Annotated in this window: 16 protein-coding genes and 1 pseudogene; 6 read left to right on the top strand and 11 right to left on the bottom strand. The window is 71.7% G+C overall.

Features of this window, described 5'->3' with window-relative positions:
- Window positions 1-346: 346 nt before the first annotated feature.
- The 4 genes and pseudogenes from FDO69_RS32635 to FDO69_RS41645 form a co-directional block, all read right to left on the bottom strand.
- Entirely contained in the window at window positions 347-937 is a 591-nt protein-coding gene (locus tag FDO69_RS32635; protein WP_138430234.1) for a transposase, read from the bottom strand.
- A complete protein-coding gene (locus FDO69_RS43140) occupies window positions 858-1,307 on the bottom strand; it encodes a transposase (protein ID WP_420878561.1) in 450 nt (149 codons plus the stop codon). The genes FDO69_RS32635 and FDO69_RS43140 overlap by 80 nt, the downstream gene beginning before the upstream one ends.
- Complete coding sequence (locus FDO69_RS32625) at window positions 1,307-1,660, bottom strand: transposase family protein (RefSeq protein WP_159030672.1); 354 nt, start codon at window positions 1,658-1,660, stop codon at window positions 1,307-1,309. Before FDO69_RS32625 ends, FDO69_RS43140 begins: the two co-directional genes overlap by 1 nt.
- A gap of 358 nt (window positions 1,661-2,018) precedes the next feature.
- A pseudogene (locus FDO69_RS41645) lies at window positions 2,019-2,183 on the bottom strand (pirin family protein); the annotation flags it as partial.
- 568 nt (window positions 2,184-2,751) lie between these two features.
- On the opposite strand from FDO69_RS41645, the gene FDO69_RS32615 reads away from it, so the two are divergent.
- On the top strand, window positions 2,752-4,149 hold the full coding sequence (locus FDO69_RS32615; protein WP_104785385.1) for an MFS transporter: 1,398 nt from the start codon (window positions 2,752-2,754) through the stop codon (window positions 4,147-4,149).
- Between the two features lie 46 nt (window positions 4,150-4,195).
- On the opposite strand, the gene FDO69_RS32610 is transcribed toward FDO69_RS32615, so the two are convergent.
- The 4 genes from FDO69_RS32610 to lnt form a co-directional block, all read right to left on the bottom strand.
- Window positions 4,196-6,100 (bottom strand): helix-turn-helix domain-containing protein, encoded by a 1,905-nt coding sequence (locus FDO69_RS32610; RefSeq protein WP_104785382.1) that lies wholly within the window; start codon window positions 6,098-6,100, stop codon window positions 4,196-4,198.
- 76 nt (window positions 6,101-6,176) lie between these two features.
- On the bottom strand, window positions 6,177-6,977 hold the full coding sequence (locus FDO69_RS32605; RefSeq protein WP_104785379.1) for a 3-hydroxybutyrate dehydrogenase: 801 nt from the start codon (window positions 6,975-6,977) through the stop codon (window positions 6,177-6,179).
- A gap of 54 nt (window positions 6,978-7,031) precedes the next feature.
- Window positions 7,032-7,511, bottom strand: a complete 480-nt coding sequence (locus FDO69_RS32600) for an NUDIX hydrolase (protein WP_104785376.1) — start codon at window positions 7,509-7,511, stop codon at window positions 7,032-7,034.
- A 68-nt stretch (window positions 7,512-7,579) separates the two neighbouring features.
- Window positions 7,580-9,196: an apolipoprotein N-acyltransferase gene (gene lnt, locus FDO69_RS32595; RefSeq protein WP_104785373.1), complete on the bottom strand. Its 1,617-nt coding sequence runs from the start codon at window positions 9,194-9,196 to the stop codon at window positions 7,580-7,582.
- A 216-nt stretch (window positions 9,197-9,412) separates the two neighbouring features.
- Between lnt and FDO69_RS32590 the strand changes: the two genes are divergently transcribed.
- Complete coding sequence (locus FDO69_RS32590; RefSeq protein ID WP_170320974.1) at window positions 9,413-10,486, top strand: O-antigen ligase family protein; 1,074 nt, start codon at window positions 9,413-9,415, stop codon at window positions 10,484-10,486.
- A 141-nt stretch (window positions 10,487-10,627) separates the two neighbouring features.
- Here FDO69_RS32590 and FDO69_RS32585 read toward each other — a convergent pair whose 3' ends face one another.
- Both FDO69_RS32585 and FDO69_RS32580 read right to left on the bottom strand, forming a co-directional pair.
- A complete protein-coding gene (locus tag FDO69_RS32585; protein WP_104785371.1) occupies window positions 10,628-11,182 on the bottom strand; it encodes a hypothetical protein in 555 nt (184 codons plus the stop codon).
- 115 nt (window positions 11,183-11,297) lie between these two features.
- Complete coding sequence (locus FDO69_RS32580) at window positions 11,298-12,083, bottom strand: glutamate racemase (RefSeq protein ID WP_167526724.1); 786 nt, start codon at window positions 12,081-12,083, stop codon at window positions 11,298-11,300.
- 39 nt (window positions 12,084-12,122) lie between these two features.
- On the opposite strand from FDO69_RS32580, the gene FDO69_RS32575 reads away from it, so the two are divergent.
- Entirely contained in the window at window positions 12,123-13,313 is a 1,191-nt protein-coding gene (locus FDO69_RS32575) for a glycosyltransferase (protein ID WP_104785368.1), read from the top strand.
- 15 nt (window positions 13,314-13,328) lie between these two features.
- On the opposite strand, the gene FDO69_RS32570 is transcribed toward FDO69_RS32575, so the two are convergent.
- Window positions 13,329-14,594 carry a TerD family protein gene (locus FDO69_RS32570; RefSeq protein WP_104785366.1) on the bottom strand — a complete coding sequence of 422 codons (1,266 nt, stop codon included), beginning with the start codon at window positions 14,592-14,594 and terminating at the stop codon, window positions 13,329-13,331.
- A gap of 298 nt (window positions 14,595-14,892) precedes the next feature.
- On the opposite strand from FDO69_RS32570, the gene FDO69_RS32565 reads away from it, so the two are divergent.
- The 3 genes from FDO69_RS32565 to FDO69_RS32555 all read left to right on the top strand — a co-directional run bounded on the left by FDO69_RS32565 (window position 14,893) and on the right by FDO69_RS32555 (window position 16,963).
- A complete protein-coding gene (locus FDO69_RS32565; protein ID WP_104785363.1) occupies window positions 14,893-15,321 on the top strand; it encodes a DUF6643 family protein in 429 nt (142 codons plus the stop codon).
- Between the two features lie 44 nt (window positions 15,322-15,365).
- A complete protein-coding gene (locus tag FDO69_RS32560; RefSeq protein ID WP_104785360.1) occupies window positions 15,366-16,193 on the top strand; it encodes an MOSC domain-containing protein in 828 nt (275 codons plus the stop codon).
- Between the two features lie 164 nt (window positions 16,194-16,357).
- Window positions 16,358-16,963, top strand: a complete 606-nt coding sequence (locus tag FDO69_RS32555) for an Rv1733c family protein (protein ID WP_104785465.1) — start codon at window positions 16,358-16,360, stop codon at window positions 16,961-16,963.
- The last annotated feature ends 117 nt before the right edge of the window (window positions 16,964-17,080 follow it).

Raw genomic sequence — 17,080 nt, 5'->3', positions numbered from 1 at the left:
GGGACAACCACTACGCCGACCTGGTCGGCCGTTCGCAGCACCTCGTCGCTCCGCCCGACCGACGACGGGCGGCGCGGTCCGGTCGGTTCACCTCGATCACTTGAACGTTCTGGGCGAGCAGGTACCGGCACCGGGCCGCACCGTGGGAGCCGGTGCCCTCCACGCCCGCGTGGCGCAGGTCGCCGAAGGAGCGGGCCCACTACAGAGGGCCGACAAGAGGACACCCCGCACATGTACTTCCGAGCGCATCAGAGTCCGAGATGTCTCCTCCAAAACGGCACTGGACCACATTCGACACCCGGAATGCCCGATATGACGCATACATCGCAAACGGAAACGACGAGACCTACAGCCCGGATTCGAACCGGATTCGCCCCGGACAGCTTTTCAGCAAGTAAACAAGGCATCCGATCCGCGGAAACGTGGTCACGTCCCGCACGGACGGCGCTTTGCGGGGCGGATCGTCGTGCGGGAAGGCTTCGCGGAGCCGCTGCACGTACTTCTTCACGACGCTCTCGCCACCGGGATAGCCGCGCTCGCGAACTTCCTCGAACAGGCGGCGGGCGACGGTGCAGCCCTCCGCCCACCGCTGATGCATGTAGGGCCTGCAGGGATCGAGGATGCTGGTCCTGCCGGTCCACCGTCCGACCAGGAGCTCGTCCGCGGTGGCCGCATTCGCGAGTCGGCGGACGGTGTGGCGGGCCAGGCCCAGCTGGCGGGCGACCGACCGCAACCCGAGCCCCTCATCCACCAGGGCATGGACGGCCGCGTGCTGCTCCCGCACCCGGTCGGACAGACGACCTGACTGTCGTGGTTCATCCAGGGGACGCGGCATACGGGCCGGGTTCTCGAGGAGCTCAGCGCGGACCGGGGGAGTTTCCTCCGGCTCGCGCAACAGGGCGCGGTGCTGGATGACCGTCTTCTCGACGGCTTCCACCAGGTTTTTTCCAGATGTGCCACCGGTCCGCGACGTGGATCGCCTCCGGGGCGCCGAGCCGTCCGGCCTCGGCGTAAGCGGTCGACCGGTCACGGCATATCACCTCGACGCCGGGGTGGTCGGTGAGCCAGGCGGCAACCGTTGCCGTGGCCCGGTCGGGCAACAGGTCAACCTGACGGCGCGTGTGGATGTCCACCAGGATCGTGCCGTTAATTGTGTCCCTTGCGCAGGGCGAACTCGTCCACTCCGAGCACCCGTGGTGTGTGCACTTGCGGATCCGGCAGGCGGCGATCACCCGCAGGAGCGTCGACCTGCTCGCCCGGACCGCGAGCGTGTCCGCCAAGCGGGCGCCGGCCCGGCCCGCCAGCATCACGGCCACCTGTTGCAGCACCGTCTGCAGCCCGGCGCTTCGTCTCCCATGCCGGCAGTCAGCCCCTCGACCTGCTCGGCGAACGTGGCCTGCCGGCCGTCGCGGTCGCGGCAGCGGAACCGCCGGACCTGTAACTCGATCACCACGTGACGCCCGCCGACCGCGGTGTCGGCGAGGCGGCGTACGTATCGGCTGCGCACTCGGCCCGACGTCGTCGAGCAAGCAGGACACACAGCCCGCTCCGCCGACGCGCGGGCTGGCACGATCACCAACTCGCCGTCGACCACTACATTTTCGAGCACAACGCCTTCGACCCGGTGGAACCACAGGTCCTGGAGGAACACATCACCCACGGCCGTTCGTGATCGCGGTTGTGGTGACCCTCCGTGGCTCTGGCACGGAAAGTGATCCAGAACCACGGTTCACGGAACGGCGACAGGTCCGGACACTCGCCGGACCTGTAAACGTCAATGCAGCGCCGAAGCTGGGGAAAGAGCCCCCACCCCAGCCTGACGAGACGTCAGCAAAGTCAGCATCAGGTCAGCAAGAGTCCTGCCACAGCCGCTCATAGACAGCCACACTTTGGAATCGCCAAGCGCACCGGACTGAGTCGGCCCTGTTCGGACACCTTCAGGCCGGCGGGTGAAAGACAGTGAGAATCACCCCACCGCCTTCCGCCTGGCTGTCACCCACGCCGACGCTTCCCGCAGTTCAGCGCACCCTTCCTCGCGGTTTCAACGGCACCGCCAGCAGCTCCGGTGCGGGCACTGGAGCCCCGTCGTACGCCTTCACCTCGCCGAATCGGGAGCCTTCCATCCAGCCCCGACGCGCCTGTACGATCTCCTCTTGAGATCGCCCGATCCAGCTCCAGAACAAATGGAACGGGCCATGCGGCGAGTGGGTCGCAGTGTGGCCATCTCCCAGCCCGTACGGCGCGTGGGTGTGCGGGGGCGGCGGGCCGAAGGGTGCGTTGTCGAGGTGGCAGGCCTCGGATCACCAGAGCGCAGCGCCGGTTAGCGGGCTTCCGAGGCTCACGGACAGTTCGCCGAACCATGCCCTCTCACGCAACCACGCTGACAGTGATCGCTCGCGGACGCCGGCCCATCCACCGGCCACACCGGCCACCATGAGTTCAACGCAGCGTAGTCAGTGCCAAGTCAGCACGGGAGAGGTGGCAACGGGTGATGACGTGCGCTTTCAGTCAGCACCGAACCAGCACAGGAGTCAACACGCGATCGCCAAATCGCCCTGAAGCGCGCACCCCAGACACTGTCTGATCTGCCACCGATCAAGCCCTCGAAATGGCCTACGAACCCCTACATAGGTGCAGCACGCACAGCCCGCCCCCGAACTATGTAGTCCCACCACATGTGCCACTGACCTGCGGATTCCTACCGTGTGCGAACACCCACCCGTCCCCACCGCACACGAGGAAGTGGCGCCCATGGCCTCCGCAGCAACCGCTCCCCCACCCCCCGCCAGCCTCAAGCGCATCGTCGCCGCGTCCCTCATCGGCACCACCATCGAGTGGTACGACTTCTTCCTCTACGGCTCCGCCGCGGCCCTCGTGTTCAACAAGCTGTTCTTCCCGGACTCCGACCCGCTCGTCGGCACACTGCTGTCGTTCCTGACCTACGCGGTCGGGTTCGCCGCCCGGCCGCTGGGCGCGCTGGTGTTCGGGCACTACGGCGACCGGCTCGGGCGCAAGAAGCTGCTGGTGCTGAGTCTGCTGCTGATGGGCGGCGCGACCTTCGCGATCGGGCTGCTGCCGACGCACGCCTCCATCGGGACGGCCGCGCCGGTGTTGCTCACCGTGCTCCGGCTGGTCCAGGGATTCGCGCTCGGCGGTGAGTGGGGCGGTGCCGTACTGCTGGTGTCGGAGCACGGGGACGCTCGGCGGCGCGGGTTCTGGGCGTCGTGGCCGCAGACCGGCGCGCCGGCGGGGCAACTCCTCGCCACCGGTGTGCTGTCGCTGCTCACGGCCCTGTTGTCGGACGCCGCGTTCGGCAGTTGGGGCTGGCGGGTGCCGTTCCTGTTCTCCGGGGTGCTGGTGATCGTCGGTTTGTGGATTCGTCTGTCTGTCGATGAATCGCCCGTCTTCAAGGAGGCGTTGGCGCAGGCCGAGGCCCGCAAGGCGGACGCGGCGGCGGACGCCGAGAAGCTGCCGCTCGTCTCCGTGCTGCGACACCACTGGCGTGACGTCCTGGTCGCGATGGGGGCACGCATGGCGGAGAACATCAGTTATTACGTCATCACCGCCTTCATCCTCGTCTACGCCACCACCTCGGCCGGCGTCTCCAAGCAGACCGCGCTGAACGCGGTGCTGATCGCCTCGGCCGTGCACTTCGCGGTCATCCCGGCGTGGGGCGCGCTCTCCGACCGGATCGGCCGCCGGCCCGTGTATCTCATGGGTGCGGTCGGTGTCGGGCTGTGGATGTTCCCGTTCTTCTCGCTGATCGACACCGGCGGTTTCGGCAGCCTGATCCTCGCCGTCACCGTCGGGCTGGTCCTGCACGGGGCGATGTACGCGCCTCAGGCCGCGTTCTTCTCCGAGATGTTCGCGACGCGGATGCGCTACTCCGGTGCCTCGATCGGCGCTCAGTTCGCCTCGGTCGCGGCGGGTGCGCCCGCCCCGCTCATCGCCACCGCGCTGCTGTCCGACTACGGCAGCTCCACACCGATCGCCCTGTACGTCATCGCCGCCGCGGTACTCACGGTCATCGCGGTGGCGGCGGCCGAGGAGACCCGGCACCGGGACCTGGCCGACGCCGACGCCGTGCTTCCCTCCGACCGAGGAGCGGACCTGAGGGACGCCGCCACGGAGGACGCCCGCACCGCCTGACCGAGAACCCGCGGCCTTCGGCCCCCGTACGTCCCGCGTACGGGGGTCAGTGCGGTGCCGGCGCCGACAAGAGGTGCAGGCGCAGCGCGAGCTGGATCTCCAGGGCCCGGGCCGGGCTCTGCCAGTCGTCGCCGAGGAGACGGCCGACGCGCTCCAGACGCTGGGCGACGGTGTTCACATGAACGTGCAGTTCGTCCTTGGTACGGGCGGGGCTCATGCCGCAGGTGAAGTACGCGTCGAGGGTGCGCAGCAGTTCCGTGCCACGTCGCCGGTCGTAGGCGACGACCTGGCCGATGGTGCGGTCGACGAAGCCCGGGATGTCGCGGTCGCCGGCCAGGAGCAGTCCCAGGAAGCCGAAGTCCTCGGCGGCGGCCCCGTCCCCGGCACGACCGAGGACGCGCAGGGCTTCGAGGCAGCGGCGGGCCTCCGCGTAGGCCGTGGCCACGGTCTCGGGGCGGGCCGCGAGGTCCTCGGCGGGTGCGGAGGCGCCGACGGTGACCGGTGCGTGGACCGCCGTGCCCAGATGCCGGGCGGCGCGGCGGGCCAGATCGGTGCCCGTGTCACCGGGACCGAGGGGCAGCAGCAGGACGGTGCCGCCGTCGCGTGCGGCGGCCAGGCCGTGCCCGGTGGCGGCCAGGTGGGACGCCGCCGCTGCCAGCCGTCTGCGGGCGTCGGCCTCCTGGTCGGCGTCGGTCGCGTCGCCTTCCAGTCGCGCGGCCAGGACCACGTGGAGGGCGTCGAGGTCTGCGTGGAGCCGCGCCGCGCGTTCCCGCAGCAGGCGCGGGTCGCGGTCGCGGGCGTCGAGCAGGTCGTCCAGCAGCTCACCGCGCACGCGCTGTTCGGCCTCGGCGGCGGATCTGCGGGCCAGGAGCAGCAGGGACGTGACCATGGCGGCACGCTCCAGGGTGCGCTGGTCGACGGGGTCGAGCCCCGGGTGCCCGCGCAGCACCAGGGCGCCGAGCACTTCGCCGCCGGCGGCGACGGCGGCGACCCAGTCGCCCTTGTGCAGCACCGCGTGTCCCTGTGCGCCGGACTTCTCCAGGGCACCGGCGGGTGCGGCGGCGGCCTCGGCGAACTCGACCGTGCCGTCGAGGATCTCGGAGACCGCGGCGGCCACGTCGTGCACCCCGCCGCCGCGCAGGACGAGTTCGGCGAGCCGGTCGTGCACGTCGGAGGCGCGCTCGATGACACCGCTGCGGTCCTGGATGATCTCGTTCGCACGCTCCAGGCCGGCGAGAGCCGACCTGGTCTCGGCGAGCAGGTTGGCGGTGTCGATGGCGGCCGCGGCGAGGGCGGCGAAGGAGCCGAGCAGGGCGATCTGCTCCCGCTCGAAGACCCGGGCGCGGCGGTCCGCGGCGAACAGCACGCCGATGACGTGGTGCCCGAGCGTCAAGGGCACGCCGAGAATGGCCACCAGCCCTTCGTCCCGCACGCCCGTGTCGATGGTGTGGGTGTGCTGGAAACGGTCGTCCTTGAAGTAGTCGTCGGTGACATAGGGGCGCGCCGTCTGTGCGACCAGGCCGCCGAGCCCCTCCCCCATGCCGAGCCGCAGCTGCTGGAACCGGGCCGCGACCGAGCCCTCGGTGACCCGCATGTAGGTGTCGCCGCGCTCCGTGTCGTTCAGGCTGAGGTAGGCGACGTCTGTGCCGAGCAGCGAGCGGGCGCGCTGCACGATCGCCTGGAGCACGGCATCGAGGTCGCGCAGACCGGCGAGGTCGTGGGCGGTCTCGAACAGCGCGGACAGCTCGGCCTCGCGCCGGCGTCGTCCCTCCAGCTCTGCGCGTACGCGCAGGGCGAGCGGCTTGGCCTGCCGGAGCGCGGCGATCCACTCCGCCGGGCGCCCTTCGGCACGCGCGAGCAGCTCCGGCTGCTCATAGGCGTCGGCCGACGCGCCCCGGGCCAGGAGCTCGAGGAACGGCATTTCGGCGGACTGCACGTGATCGCTGGACATGCTCACAGGATTCACCATGTTCGGGCCGCCCCGTCAGCCCTGTGGACAACTCCCCCGGGCGGACGGGACCGGCCGCTCAATGGGCGGTCCAGCCGCCGTCGAGCACGAGCGAGGTACCGGTCACGAACGATGCCTGCGGGCTGCACAGATACGCCACCGCCTCGGCGACCTCCTCCGGCTCGATGAGCCGTTTGACGGCGCTGTCCTGCAGCAGCACCTCGGACAGGACGCGTTCCTCGGGGATGCCGTGCGCCTGCGCCTGGTCGGCGAGCTGCTTCTCGACCAGGGGGGTGCGCACATAGGCGGGGTTCACACAGTTCGAGGTGACACCGTGGGGCGCTCCTTCGAGGGCGGTGGTCTTGGACAGTCCCTCCAGCCCGTGTTTGGCCGCCACGTAGGCGGACTTGTAGGCCGAGGCGCGCAGCCCGTGCACGGAGGACACGTTCACCACGCGGCCCCACCCCTGCCCGTACATGTGGGGCAGGGCCCCGCGGATGAGCCGGAAGGGTGCCTCAAGCATCACGGTGAGCACCGTGTGGAAGACCTCGGGCGGGAACTCCTCGATGGGGCGCACCAGTTGGATCCCGGCGTTGTTGACGAGGATGTCGGTGCCCGCGGCGGCGAGTTCGGCGGCGTCCAGGTCGGTGAGGTCGAGGACGTGCGGCTCCACCGTGCCCGCGAGGCCGTGGCCCTGGCCGGCCAGGGCCTCCAGGCCCGCCGCGTCCCGGTCGACGGCTCTCACCTTGGCTCCGGCGGCCGCGAGCCGCAGCGCGCAGGCACGGCCGATGCCGCCGGCGGCGCCGGTGACGAGCGCGGTGCGGCCGCCCAGGTCGAGCGGGGAGGCGTGGGGAGCCAGAAGGGCACGGGGCGCGGTCATGGGTCGACCCTAGGCAGCGCCCACGCCCCATCCCATGTGGTCAGGCCCCATAGTTCAGCGGGAGGCGGTGGGGTTGAACCATGTGGGGGCGTCCGACAGGGCCTGCTTGATCCGGTGCAGGCTGAACTGGTCGAGGTCGGGCAGGGCGTCGACGTCGAACCAGGCGACGTCCAGCGACTCGTCGTCGTTCACCCGCGCCTCGCCGCCGACGGCCCGGCAGCGGAAGGTGATGTCCATGAACTGGCAGGTGTCACCGTTCTCATAGGTGACGGGCTCCAGGGCCTCGACCACGACGACCCGTTCGGCGACGCAGCGTACGGCCGTCTCCTCGTAGACCTCGCGCACAGCGCAGGCGGCGGGCTCTTCCCCCGGGTCGGGGATGCCGGCGAGCACGGACCACTTGCGGGTGTCGGCACGGCGGTTGAGCAGCACCCTGCCCCCGTCGTCGAAGACGAGGGCGGTGACTCCGGGGAGCCAGAGCAGCTGTTGACCGGCCGAGGCACGGAGTGTGCGGATGAAGTCGGGAGTAGCCATGCCATCGACCCTAACGGGCCGCTCACGGCGCCCCGGCGCGATTCAAACGGCGTGCGACGGGCGTACGGTCACACGTCCCCGGCGCGTCGCCCGCGCAGCCCGGCGCCGACGGCCCAGCCGAGGCCGCCGGCCGCGACCAGGACGAGGGCGATCTCCGGCAGGATGCCGAGCCGCGTGGCCGGGGTCTGCGAGGAGCGCAGCGGCACCTTCTGCACCAGGGAGTCGGCCACGAACATGCCGGTCTTCTGCGTGATCCTGCCGTCCGGCATGATGATCGCGCTGACACCGCTGGTCACGGGTACCGTCACGGTGCGGCTGTGCTCGACCGCGCGGACCCGGGACATGGCGAGCTGCTGGTAGGTCATCTCGCTGCGGTCGAAGGTGGCGTTGTTGCTGGGCACGGAGATCATCTGAGCGCCGTCGGTGACCTCGGAGCGCACGGTCCAGTCGAAGGCTGCTTCGTAGCAGGTGACGAGGCCGACCTTGGCGCCGTCCATGGTGAACACGCCCGGCTCGGTGCCCCGGCTGAAGTCCTGGCGGACCATCGCCGTCCAGTTCTTGTTGATCGCGCCGATGAGCGAGCGCAGCGGGAGGTACTCGCCGAAGGGCTGGATCTGGCGCTTGTCGTAGGTGTCGATGGGGCCCTTCGCCGGGTCCCACAGGATCTGCTCGTTGTACAGCTTGCCGTCCCGCTCGACGACGCCGCCCACCGAGATGGGCACGCCGACGGACTTCGCGGCGGCGTCGATGACGGCACGGGCGTCGGGGTTGGCGAAGGGGTCGATGTCGGAGGAGTTCTCCGGCCAGAGCACGAAGTCGGGCCGCGCGACCTTCCCGGCCTTGACCTCGGCGGCCAGGCGTTCGGTCTCGCGCACGTGGTAGTCGAGTACGGCCCGGCGCTGGGAATTGAAGTCGAGGCCGGCGCGGGGCACGTTGCCCTGGATCACCGCGACGGTGGCGGTGCCGTCCTCGGCCGTGTCGCTCACGAGCGGCCGGGCCGCGACGGCGCCCACGACCGGGACGGCCAGGCTCAGCAGGCCCATGGCCGCCGCGGCCCGCCGTACCTCACCCGTCCGCCGCCATCGCACGGCCAGCCGGACGACCTCGTACAGCCCGAAGCCGCACAGGACGACCGCGAAGCCGAGCACGGGGGTGCCGCCCACCGCGGCGAGCGGCAGGAACACTCCGTCCGCCTGCCCGAAGGCGACCTTGCCCCAGGGGAAGCCGTTGAAGGGCGCACGCGCGCGTGCTGCCTCGCCGGCGATCCACACGGCGGCCGCCCACACCGGCCGGCCGGGGAGCTTGGACACGGCCGCGACGCCCGCGCCGACCGCGGCGACGAACAGGGCCTCGATCGCCACCAGGGCGAGCCAGGGCCCCGGCCCCACCTCCACTCCGGTCCACACCAGCAGCGGCAGCAGGAAGCCGAGGCCGAAGAGGTAGCCGAGCCCGAGTGCCGCCTTCCAGCCGCGGCCCCGCAGCACCCAGCCGAGGACGGCGAACGCCGGCAGCGCCAGCCACCACAGCGTGCGGGGCGGGAAGGAGACGTAGAGGAGCAGGCCGGAGAGCGCGGCTGCGGCGGCCGGAGCGAGACGGACGAGCCGCCGGGCCCACGTCCGCGCCCCGGGCGCGGTCCGCGGCTCCAGCTGGTCCGACTCGCCGACGGAGGTTGCGGTGACGGTCACTCCCGGAGTGTAAGGCGCGTGACCTGGGAGCCGACAGCGCGGTGTGCACCGCTAACTCGCTGTTCATTTCGTCACGACACATCCTCAAACCGTCCACCAGCCGTTACGGTGTGCCCAGCCTCAGTCGTAGGGCCCGTGGCGGCTTGTGACGGCGGGGGTCTTCACAAGTCGGGGGCGACGGTGCGCCGGGGGGCGGGCGGGGTGGGTTCCAGCGGGTTGACGTCCGCGTCCGGGTCGGACGCGGACGGCGAGAGACGAATCGTTTCCGACGCGGCCGGTGTCGTGGTGCTGGGCGCCTGCGCCGCCTGGTCACTGATCACGGCGGCCGTGCACGACGGCAGGCCCGAGGGGGTTCTCCTGGCGGTGCTGGCCGTGGCCGCCGGGTACGCCGCCGGACGGATCAGTGGGGCGTTGCTGCCCGTCGGCGCGCCCTTCGCCGGGGCACTGGCCGGCATCGCGCTGACGGTGGCCGTTCCGCACCTCGCGCCCGGTCCGCAGATCGCCGCACCGCTCGGGCATGCGGGGGCCACCGCCGCCGTACTGACCCTGTCGGCCGGTGCCGCGTGCTGCGCGGCCTGGGCCACGCCGGTACCGGCCGTTCGGTTCGCCCTGCGTCTGCTGGCGGCCGGGACCGCGGTGCTGGCGGCCGTGCTCGGTTCCACCAGCGGCTTCGCGACCTGCCTCGCGGTGCTGCTCTGCTCGCTCGCCGCCGGCCGCACCCGTCACCGTGGCGCCGGTACGGCCGTGCTGGCCACGGTCGCCGCCCTGGTCACCGGTCTGGTCTGGGCGGTTGCCGCACGGGCCGTACCGGTCGGCTTCGTGGCGGCTCTGGAGGGGCGTCTGACGCCGCATCGCGTACGGCTGTGGCAGGACGCATGGCATCTGCTGGGCGACGACACGCTGCTGGGGGCCGGCCCGGGCCGCTTCGGGGAGCTGAGCACGACGTCCGCCCAGTCCCTGTTGTCCGACGACAAGCCCCACTCGGCGCCCCTGCAGCAGGCGGCGGAACAGGGGATCGTCGGGGTGGCCCTCCTCGCGGCCGTGTTCGGCTGGGTCCTCTACGCCCTGTGGCGCGGTCCGCGCCCGACTCCGGTGGCGCTCACCGCCGGCACGGCGTTGACGGCACTCGCCTTGATCGCCGCCATCGGCAACGCGCTGAGCTTCACGGCGGTGTCCGTCGGAGCGGGCCTGCTGGCGGGCATGGCCACGGCGCGTCCCCTCGCCGACGAATCGTCGGGCCGTACCGCGCGAAGCCAGGCGCGCGGAGCGGGACGCACCCCGGCGTGGTGACCGGGGGGGGCACACGGCGTCCGGCGCCATGGGTGTCACCGTCCGGTGACCCCAGTCCTGTGACCGCAGTCCGGTGATCACAGTCCGTGATCAGTACCGGTGATCACAGCCGGTGACGAGGCCCCGAGGTTCAGTGTGCGGTCAGTGTGTGGGAGCGCCCGGCTTGGTGGGCCGCAGCCGCGCCTCGATCACCCGTACGGCGGCCTCCGCGTCGTCCACGGTGATCGTGAAGGTGTGCCCGTCCCACAGTTCGAGCTCGACACCCTCGCCGCGTCGTACGACCACCGCGGTGCCCTTCTCCGGCAGCCACCGGTAACCCCAGCCGCCCCAGTGGCGGGGGGTGACATGGGAGATGTACGTGGCGCCGGCCACGCTGGAGAGCGGGATACGGCGGCGGGGCACGCCGATGTGGCCGCAGCGCACCTCGAGGTGCTCTTCGTCGACCCGCAGGGCGACGTGCACGAAGGCGAGCGTTCCGAAGAGGACCAGCAGCCCGGCGGCGATGCATCCGACGACGGCCATCACCAGTGGGGCGATGCCGGAGGTCCAGGCCGAGTCGACGGCCAGCTCGATGCCGAGTGCCATGCAGGCGGCGCCCACGAGCGCCAGCAGCCACTGCACGCGGTTCGTGGCACGGCCGGTCCAGACGTCCGTGTGCGCGTGGGGGGCGTTCTCGCCGTGGCGGTGGTCCCTCATGCCTTGAGGGTACTCAGATTTCGCTCCGCTGGTACCTCGTGGCGGAGCGTGACTGCGCCGGGCGGCCGTCGCGCCGAGCCGGGTGGCCGGTGACCTTCGGTGACCGGTTCTCCGGTCAGCGGGCGGGTGTGACCGCCTGCAGCAGACGCCCTTCGGCGTAGGCCAGGGCGGGGGCGGGCAGCGTGCCCTCGCGTCCGCTGAGCAGCACGGTGAGCGTGCCGTGCGGGGTGGCTCCCGGCGCGGGCTGCAGGCCGACACGGCGCAGGGCCTGGGCGGCCACGGCTCCGGCGGAGCCGTGCAGCACGAGGGGCTGGCGGCCGGGTCGCTGGACGGCGGCCCGGATGCGCTCGGCGACCAGTTCGTAGTGGGTGCAGCCGAGGACGACGGTGGTCACCTCGTCCGGGGTGAGGGCGGCGGCCGCGGACACCGCCGCGTCGATGGCCGCCTCGTCCGCGTGTTCCACGGCCTCGGCGAGGCCCCAGCAGGGCACCTCGGTGACGGGCACGCCACCGGCGAAGTCCTTGATCAGGTTCTGCTGGTAGGGGCTGCCCGTGGTGGCCGGCGTGGCCCAGATGGCGAGGTGGCCGCCGCCCGCCGCGGCCGGTTTGATCGCGGGGACGGTGCCGATGACCGGAAGCTCCGGTTCGAAGCGGGCGCGCAGGGCGGTCAGCGCGTGCACGGTCGCGGTGTTGCAGCCGACGATCAGGGCCTCGGGGCGGCGCGCTGCAGCGGCTTCGGCGACGGCCAGGGCGCGCTCGGTCAGGTCCTCGACGGTGCGCGGGCCCCACGGCATGCCGTCGGGGTCCAGGGAGAGCACGAGATCGGCGTCGGGGCGCAGCCGTCGTACCGCGGCGGTGGCCGCCAGCAGACCGATTCCGGAATCCATGAGCGCGATCTTCACCCGATCACGATAGACGATGAGCCGTCCGGGGCAGCGTCGGTGGGGCAGACTGCGCCCGTGAGCGCCGTTGTGTGGACCGCCGCTGGATCACTCCTCGCCTGGGTGTGGCTGCTGCTCTGTCAGGGCTTCTTCTGGCGCACCGATGTGCGACTGCCGACGCGCACGGAGCCGGACGTGTGGCCGTCCGTGTGCGTCGTCGTCCCCGCCCGCGACGAGGCGGCCGTGCTGCCCGCCGCGCTGCCCTCGCTGCTCCTGCAGGACTATCCGGGACGGGCGGAGGTCTTCCTCGTCGACGACGGCAGCTCGGACGGAACCGGTGATCTGGCGCGTGAGCTGGCAGGCCGGCACGGCGGGCTGCCGCTGACGGTGGGGTCGCCGGGCGAGCCTCCGGCGGGCTGGACCGGCAAGCTGTGGGCGGTGCGCCACGGCATCGGGCTGGCACGCGCGCGTGATCCCGAGTACCTCCTCCTGACGGACGCCGACATCGCGCACGCTCCGGACAGTCTGCGGGAGCTGGTGGCGGCGGCCCGTTCCGGTGGATACGACGTCGTCTCCCAGATGGCCCGGCTGCGGGTGGACAGTGTGTGGGAACGGTTCGTCGTGCCGGCGTTCGTCTACTTCTTCGCGCAGCTCTACCCCTTCCGCCGGATCGCCGTGGCGGGTCGGACGGCGGCCGCGGCCGGGGGCTGTGTGCTGCTGCGGGCGGAGACCGCGGAGCGGTGCCGGATCCCGGACGCGATCCGGCACGCCGTGATCGACGACGTGGCGCTCGCCCGGGCCGTCAAGCGTGGCGGTGGCCGCGTCTGGCTCGGGCTCGCCGAGCGGGTGGACAGCGTGCGGCCGTATCCGCGCCTGCACGACCTGTGGCGCATGGTCTCGCGCAGCGCGTACGCCCAGCTGCGGCACAGCCCCCTGCTGCTCGCCGGGACGGTCGCCGGACTGGCGCTGGTGTATCTGGTCCCGCCCGTATCGGTCCTGACCGGCCTCGCCGCCGGCAGCACGTCGGCAGCCGTCGTCGGCGGTCTCGCGTGGCTCGTCATGACGGGGACGTACGTCCCGATGCTCCGCTACTACCGGCAGCCGCTGTGGCTCGCTCCGCTGCTGCCGTTCACGGCGTTCCTCTATCTCCTCATGACCGTCGACTCGGCGGTGCAGCACTACCGGGGGCGGGGTGCGGCCTGGAAGGGCCGCACCTACGCGCGCCCGGACGCCCTGCCCGACGAGGGCTGACGGCCGCCGCAGGGGTCATTTTCGGCCAGGGGTCCAGTTCATGCCCCAGCCGTAGGCGTGGTCGACGGTCCGCTGCGGACTCACCCCGCGCTCGGGTACGAGGTAGCGCGCCTCACGCTGGACGACCAGGTCGCCTCCGGTGTTGGTGATCAGGGCGAGCGCGCACACGAGCGAGGGAACCGTGCACTCGTCGAGGGAGAACTCGATCGGTGCCCCGTGCTGCGGCCGGAGCGTGACCGAGGCGTGCAGATCGGCGAAGGAACGGGCGCCTTCGTAGATGGTGACGAAGACGAGGATGCGCCGGAAGGCGTTCTTGTGGTCGAGGTTGACGGTGAGGTTCTCACCGCTCGACACGGCGCCGGTGCGGTCGTCACCGTCGAGGTGGATGTACGGCGGCCGGTGCAGGACTCCGAAGCTGTTACCGAGGGCCTGGACGACGCCCTTGCTGCCGTCGGTGAGTTCGTACAGCGCGCACAGGTCGAGGTCGAGGTCGGAGTGCATCGCGGTCGGGCGCCCGACCTTGCTGCTCCACCCCGAGAACTGTTTGCGCACCTCCCAGTTGAGGTTGACGTGCAGCGCTCCGGAGGTGCCGCCCTGTTTGGCGAGGGAGACGGACGGGGCCGCCTTGGTGAGCGTCACCTTGGTGAGGCGGACGGGCGTGGGCGGCGCGGCGGGCGGGGGCGGAGCGGCGGGCTGCGGCAGGGGCGGGGGCGAGTACGCGGCTGCGGGCGGCGCCGTGGCGGGGGCAGGTGCCGCCTGCTGCGGTTCGTCCACCGTGATGCCGTAGTCCGTGGCCAGCCCTTCGAGGCCGCTGCTGTAGCCCTGGCCCACGGCGCGGAACTTCCAGGCGCCCTGGCGACGGTAGAACTCGCCCAGCACGAAAGCGGTTTCGGTGGTGGCGCCCGGGTTGTCGAAACGGGCCACCGGCGTGCCCTGGGCGGCGTCCTGGACCTCGATGTACAGGTCGGGAATCTGCCCGAAGGTGCCGCCGTCGGCCGATGCGGCGAGGACGACGGTCTCGATGGCGGGTTCGACGCGCGCGAGGTCGACGAGGAGCATGTCGGTCACCCGGCCGTCGGTGGTGCGCTTGCCCTCGTGCCGGATCGCGCCGGAGGAGTGCGCGGGCTGGTTGTAGAAGACGAAGTCCGCGTCGGAGCGGACCTTGCCGCTCACCAGCAGCAAAGCGGAGGCGTCGGTGTCGGGCACGCCCGCTCCGGTCCGCCATCCCAATTCCACCCGCAACGCGGCGGTCGGCACCGGAGTATTTGAACCTTTCAGCATTTGCATGTCCGCCCCCATTGCGTGTCGCCGCGCCAGGCCCGTCCCGGCCGTCCGTCGAGTTTCGTGCGCACAACCTAATTGCTCGCCACGGCGAAGTCCCCCGCGCGGCCGCCACGGTGACCGGCGGCCGACCGTCGGTAACCCGCCCGGAACTCGGCCTTTACACGATCAAGGCCTCGTTCGCCGCCCCTTTTTGGCGAGTTCGCTCGCATTGGGGATCCCTGGTCACTGCGGACACGGAAAACAACCCTCTTATCGGTCTCCCCAACGAGCACATAGTTGGCTTAACTTATGTGGCATGACCTCCCCCCGCTCCACCTATGGCGGCGGCTACTACTCCGCCTCCTTCCCGGACACCCCGATCTACGACAGGCTCGTCGCCGAGCGGGGTACCCCGCAGATCGCCCCGATCCGGGTCCCCGCCCAGTACGACATGCCGGGCGGCAACCTTCCCGCCCTCCCGTCGGCGCTGCCCGCCCTTCCGGCAGCCCCCTCCCAGTCCGCCTACGGCTATCCGCAGACGCAGCAGCCCGCCCCGCTGCAGCAGGCGCCCGCGGCGTACATCCCGCAGCAGGCCACCGCTCCGCGCGGCTACCCCGGTCCCCAGCCGCAGCAGCCGCGTCCGGCGGCCCCCGCGGGCTACGAGGCGATGCGCCCCGCGGCTCCCCGGCCGGCCCCGGCGCCCTATCAGGACCCGTACAACAGCCAGCAGTACCGCGGCTACTGAGCCGGACTCCGGGGGCTGTCGTTGCCGGCTGGCACGATGGCCCCATGGGGAACGCTCACCTGCACTCGATTCACCTCCATCCGGTCAAGGCGGTCCGGGGCCTGGCGCCCCGGCAGGCCGTCGTGGAGCCCTGGGGGCTGGCCGGGGACCGGCGCTGGGTGCTGATCGACGACGGGGGAAAGGTCGTCACGCAACGCCAACAGCCGCGACTCGCGCGCGTCGCCGCCGAGCTGCTGCCCGGTGGCGGCGTCCGGCTGTCCGCGCCGGGCATGCCGCCGTTGACCGTGCCCGTACCCCGGCCGTCGGTCACCGTGCCGGTGGAGATCTTCCGCGACAAGGTCGAGGCGGTCCCCGCCGAGGACGAGGCCGCGCACGCCTGGTGCAGTTCCCACCTCGGCGTCGAGGTGCGCCTGGTGCACCTCGACGACCCGGCCACGCGCAGACCTCTCGCCCCGGAGTACGCGCGGCCCGGTGAGACCGTCTCCTTCGCCGACGGCTTTCCGCTGCTGCTCACCACCACGGCCTCGCTCGACGCCCTCAACTCCCTGATCGCGCAGGGCGAGTACGTGGGCGAAGGCCCGCTGCCCATGAACCGCTTCCGGCCGAACGTGGTCGTGACGGGCACCCCCGCCTGGGCCGAGGACGACTGGTCGCGCCTCGCCATCGGGGACGTGCCGTTCCGCGTGGCCAAGACCTGCGGCCGATGCGTGGTGACGACCACCGACCAGGACACCGGCGAGCGCGGCCGCGAGCCCCTGTTCAGCCTGGGACGGCACCGCCGGCGCGACGGCAAGCTGGTCTTCGGCCAGAATCTGGTGCCGCTGTCGCGCGGCGCGATCCGGGTCGGGGATCCGCTCAGGATTCTCGAATAGCTCTTCGGGCGGAGCGGGAACCGTGCCGCGGGTCCGGGCGTTTGGGCTTGTGTGAGAAATTCATGAGAGGCCCTGGGGAGAGGTGACTTCGCTCTCTCTTCGACGGGTCCGTGCGTGGACGGCTCCGCCGGGGAGTATCACGGAGCGGGAAGGGGGTGCAGGCAGTGCGAGCGATCAGCGGACTCTGGCGCTGGCGGCGCAATCCGCTCTGCCGCGCGACCGACCTGGCCGAGGCCTGGCTGGCACTGGCCGCCCTGCTGCTGATCCTGCTGGTCGCGCCGGTGGCCGGCTCACTCGTCGGGGAGTCCGCTCAGGACGCGCTGCAGCGCTCGGTGCGGGCGCAGCACGAGGCGCGGCATCTGGTGACCGCCACGGTGGTCCGCAAGCTGGACCGCTCCCCGCTGGACTCCGACCCCGAGACGTCGTCGGGACGGGATCTGCGCAACCGCGTCCTCGCCGACTGGACCGCGCCGGACGGCACCGCGCACCAGGGCCCCGCCCTGGCGAGCCTCAAGGACCCGCAGCAGGGCGACACGTTCCGGATATGGACCGACGCGCACGGCCGGATGGTGCCCCGCCCGCTCGACTCCGCGACCGCCTCGACGCACGCGGTCCTCGCCGGCTTCGGCGCGGCCCTGGCGACGGGCGGACTCATAGAGGGCGGCAGACGGCTGATCGTGTGGCGCATGGCCCGCCGCCGGTACGCGCGTTGGGACCAGGCATGGGACAGGGCGGGCCCGGACTGGGGCAGGACAGGCGCCGGCAGCTGACGGGCTTCAGGCTCTGGTCAACCCACCACCCGCGCGCACGCTACGGTGGTCCGGCCGAACCGTTCGGCACAACCCGCGCGCGAGCGAACCTCAGGGACGCGCCGGTGTCGATGCCGT

Source organism: Streptomyces tibetensis (assembly GCF_007655005.1).
Classification (GTDB): Bacteria; Actinomycetota; Actinomycetes; order Streptomycetales; family Streptomycetaceae; genus Streptomyces; species Streptomyces tibetensis.
Note: the sequence above shows the minus strand (reverse complement) of the source record. Positions and strands in the feature narration are given on the sequence as shown.

Excerpts from the sequence above, each read along its gene's own strand:
- FDO69_RS32605 (WP_104785379.1), bottom strand. The coding sequence starts at position 6,977 with ATGACCGCGCCCCGTGCCCTTCTGGCTCCCCACGCCTCCCCGCTCGAC.
- FDO69_RS32560 (WP_104785360.1), top strand. The coding sequence starts at position 15,366 with ATGGGGAACGCTCACCTGCACTCGATTCACCTCCATCCGGTCAAGGCG.
- FDO69_RS32570 (WP_104785366.1), bottom strand. The coding sequence starts at position 14,594 with ATGCTGAAAGGTTCAAATACTCCGGTGCCGACCGCCGCGTTGCGGGTG.
- FDO69_RS32610 (WP_104785382.1), bottom strand. The coding sequence starts at position 6,100 with ATGTCCAGCGATCACGTGCAGTCCGCCGAAATGCCGTTCCTCGAGCTC.
- FDO69_RS43140 (WP_420878561.1), bottom strand. The coding sequence starts at position 1,307 with ATGCTGGCGGGCCGGGCCGGCGCCCGCTTGGCGGACACGCTCGCGGTC.
- FDO69_RS32585 (WP_104785371.1), bottom strand. The coding sequence starts at position 11,182 with ATGAGGGACCACCGCCACGGCGAGAACGCCCCCCACGCGCACACGGAC.
- FDO69_RS32565 (WP_104785363.1), top strand. The coding sequence starts at position 14,893 with ATGACCTCCCCCCGCTCCACCTATGGCGGCGGCTACTACTCCGCCTCC.
- FDO69_RS32600 (WP_104785376.1), bottom strand. The coding sequence starts at position 7,511 with ATGGCTACTCCCGACTTCATCCGCACACTCCGTGCCTCGGCCGGTCAA.
- FDO69_RS32615 (WP_104785385.1), top strand. The coding sequence starts at position 2,752 with ATGGCCTCCGCAGCAACCGCTCCCCCACCCCCCGCCAGCCTCAAGCGC.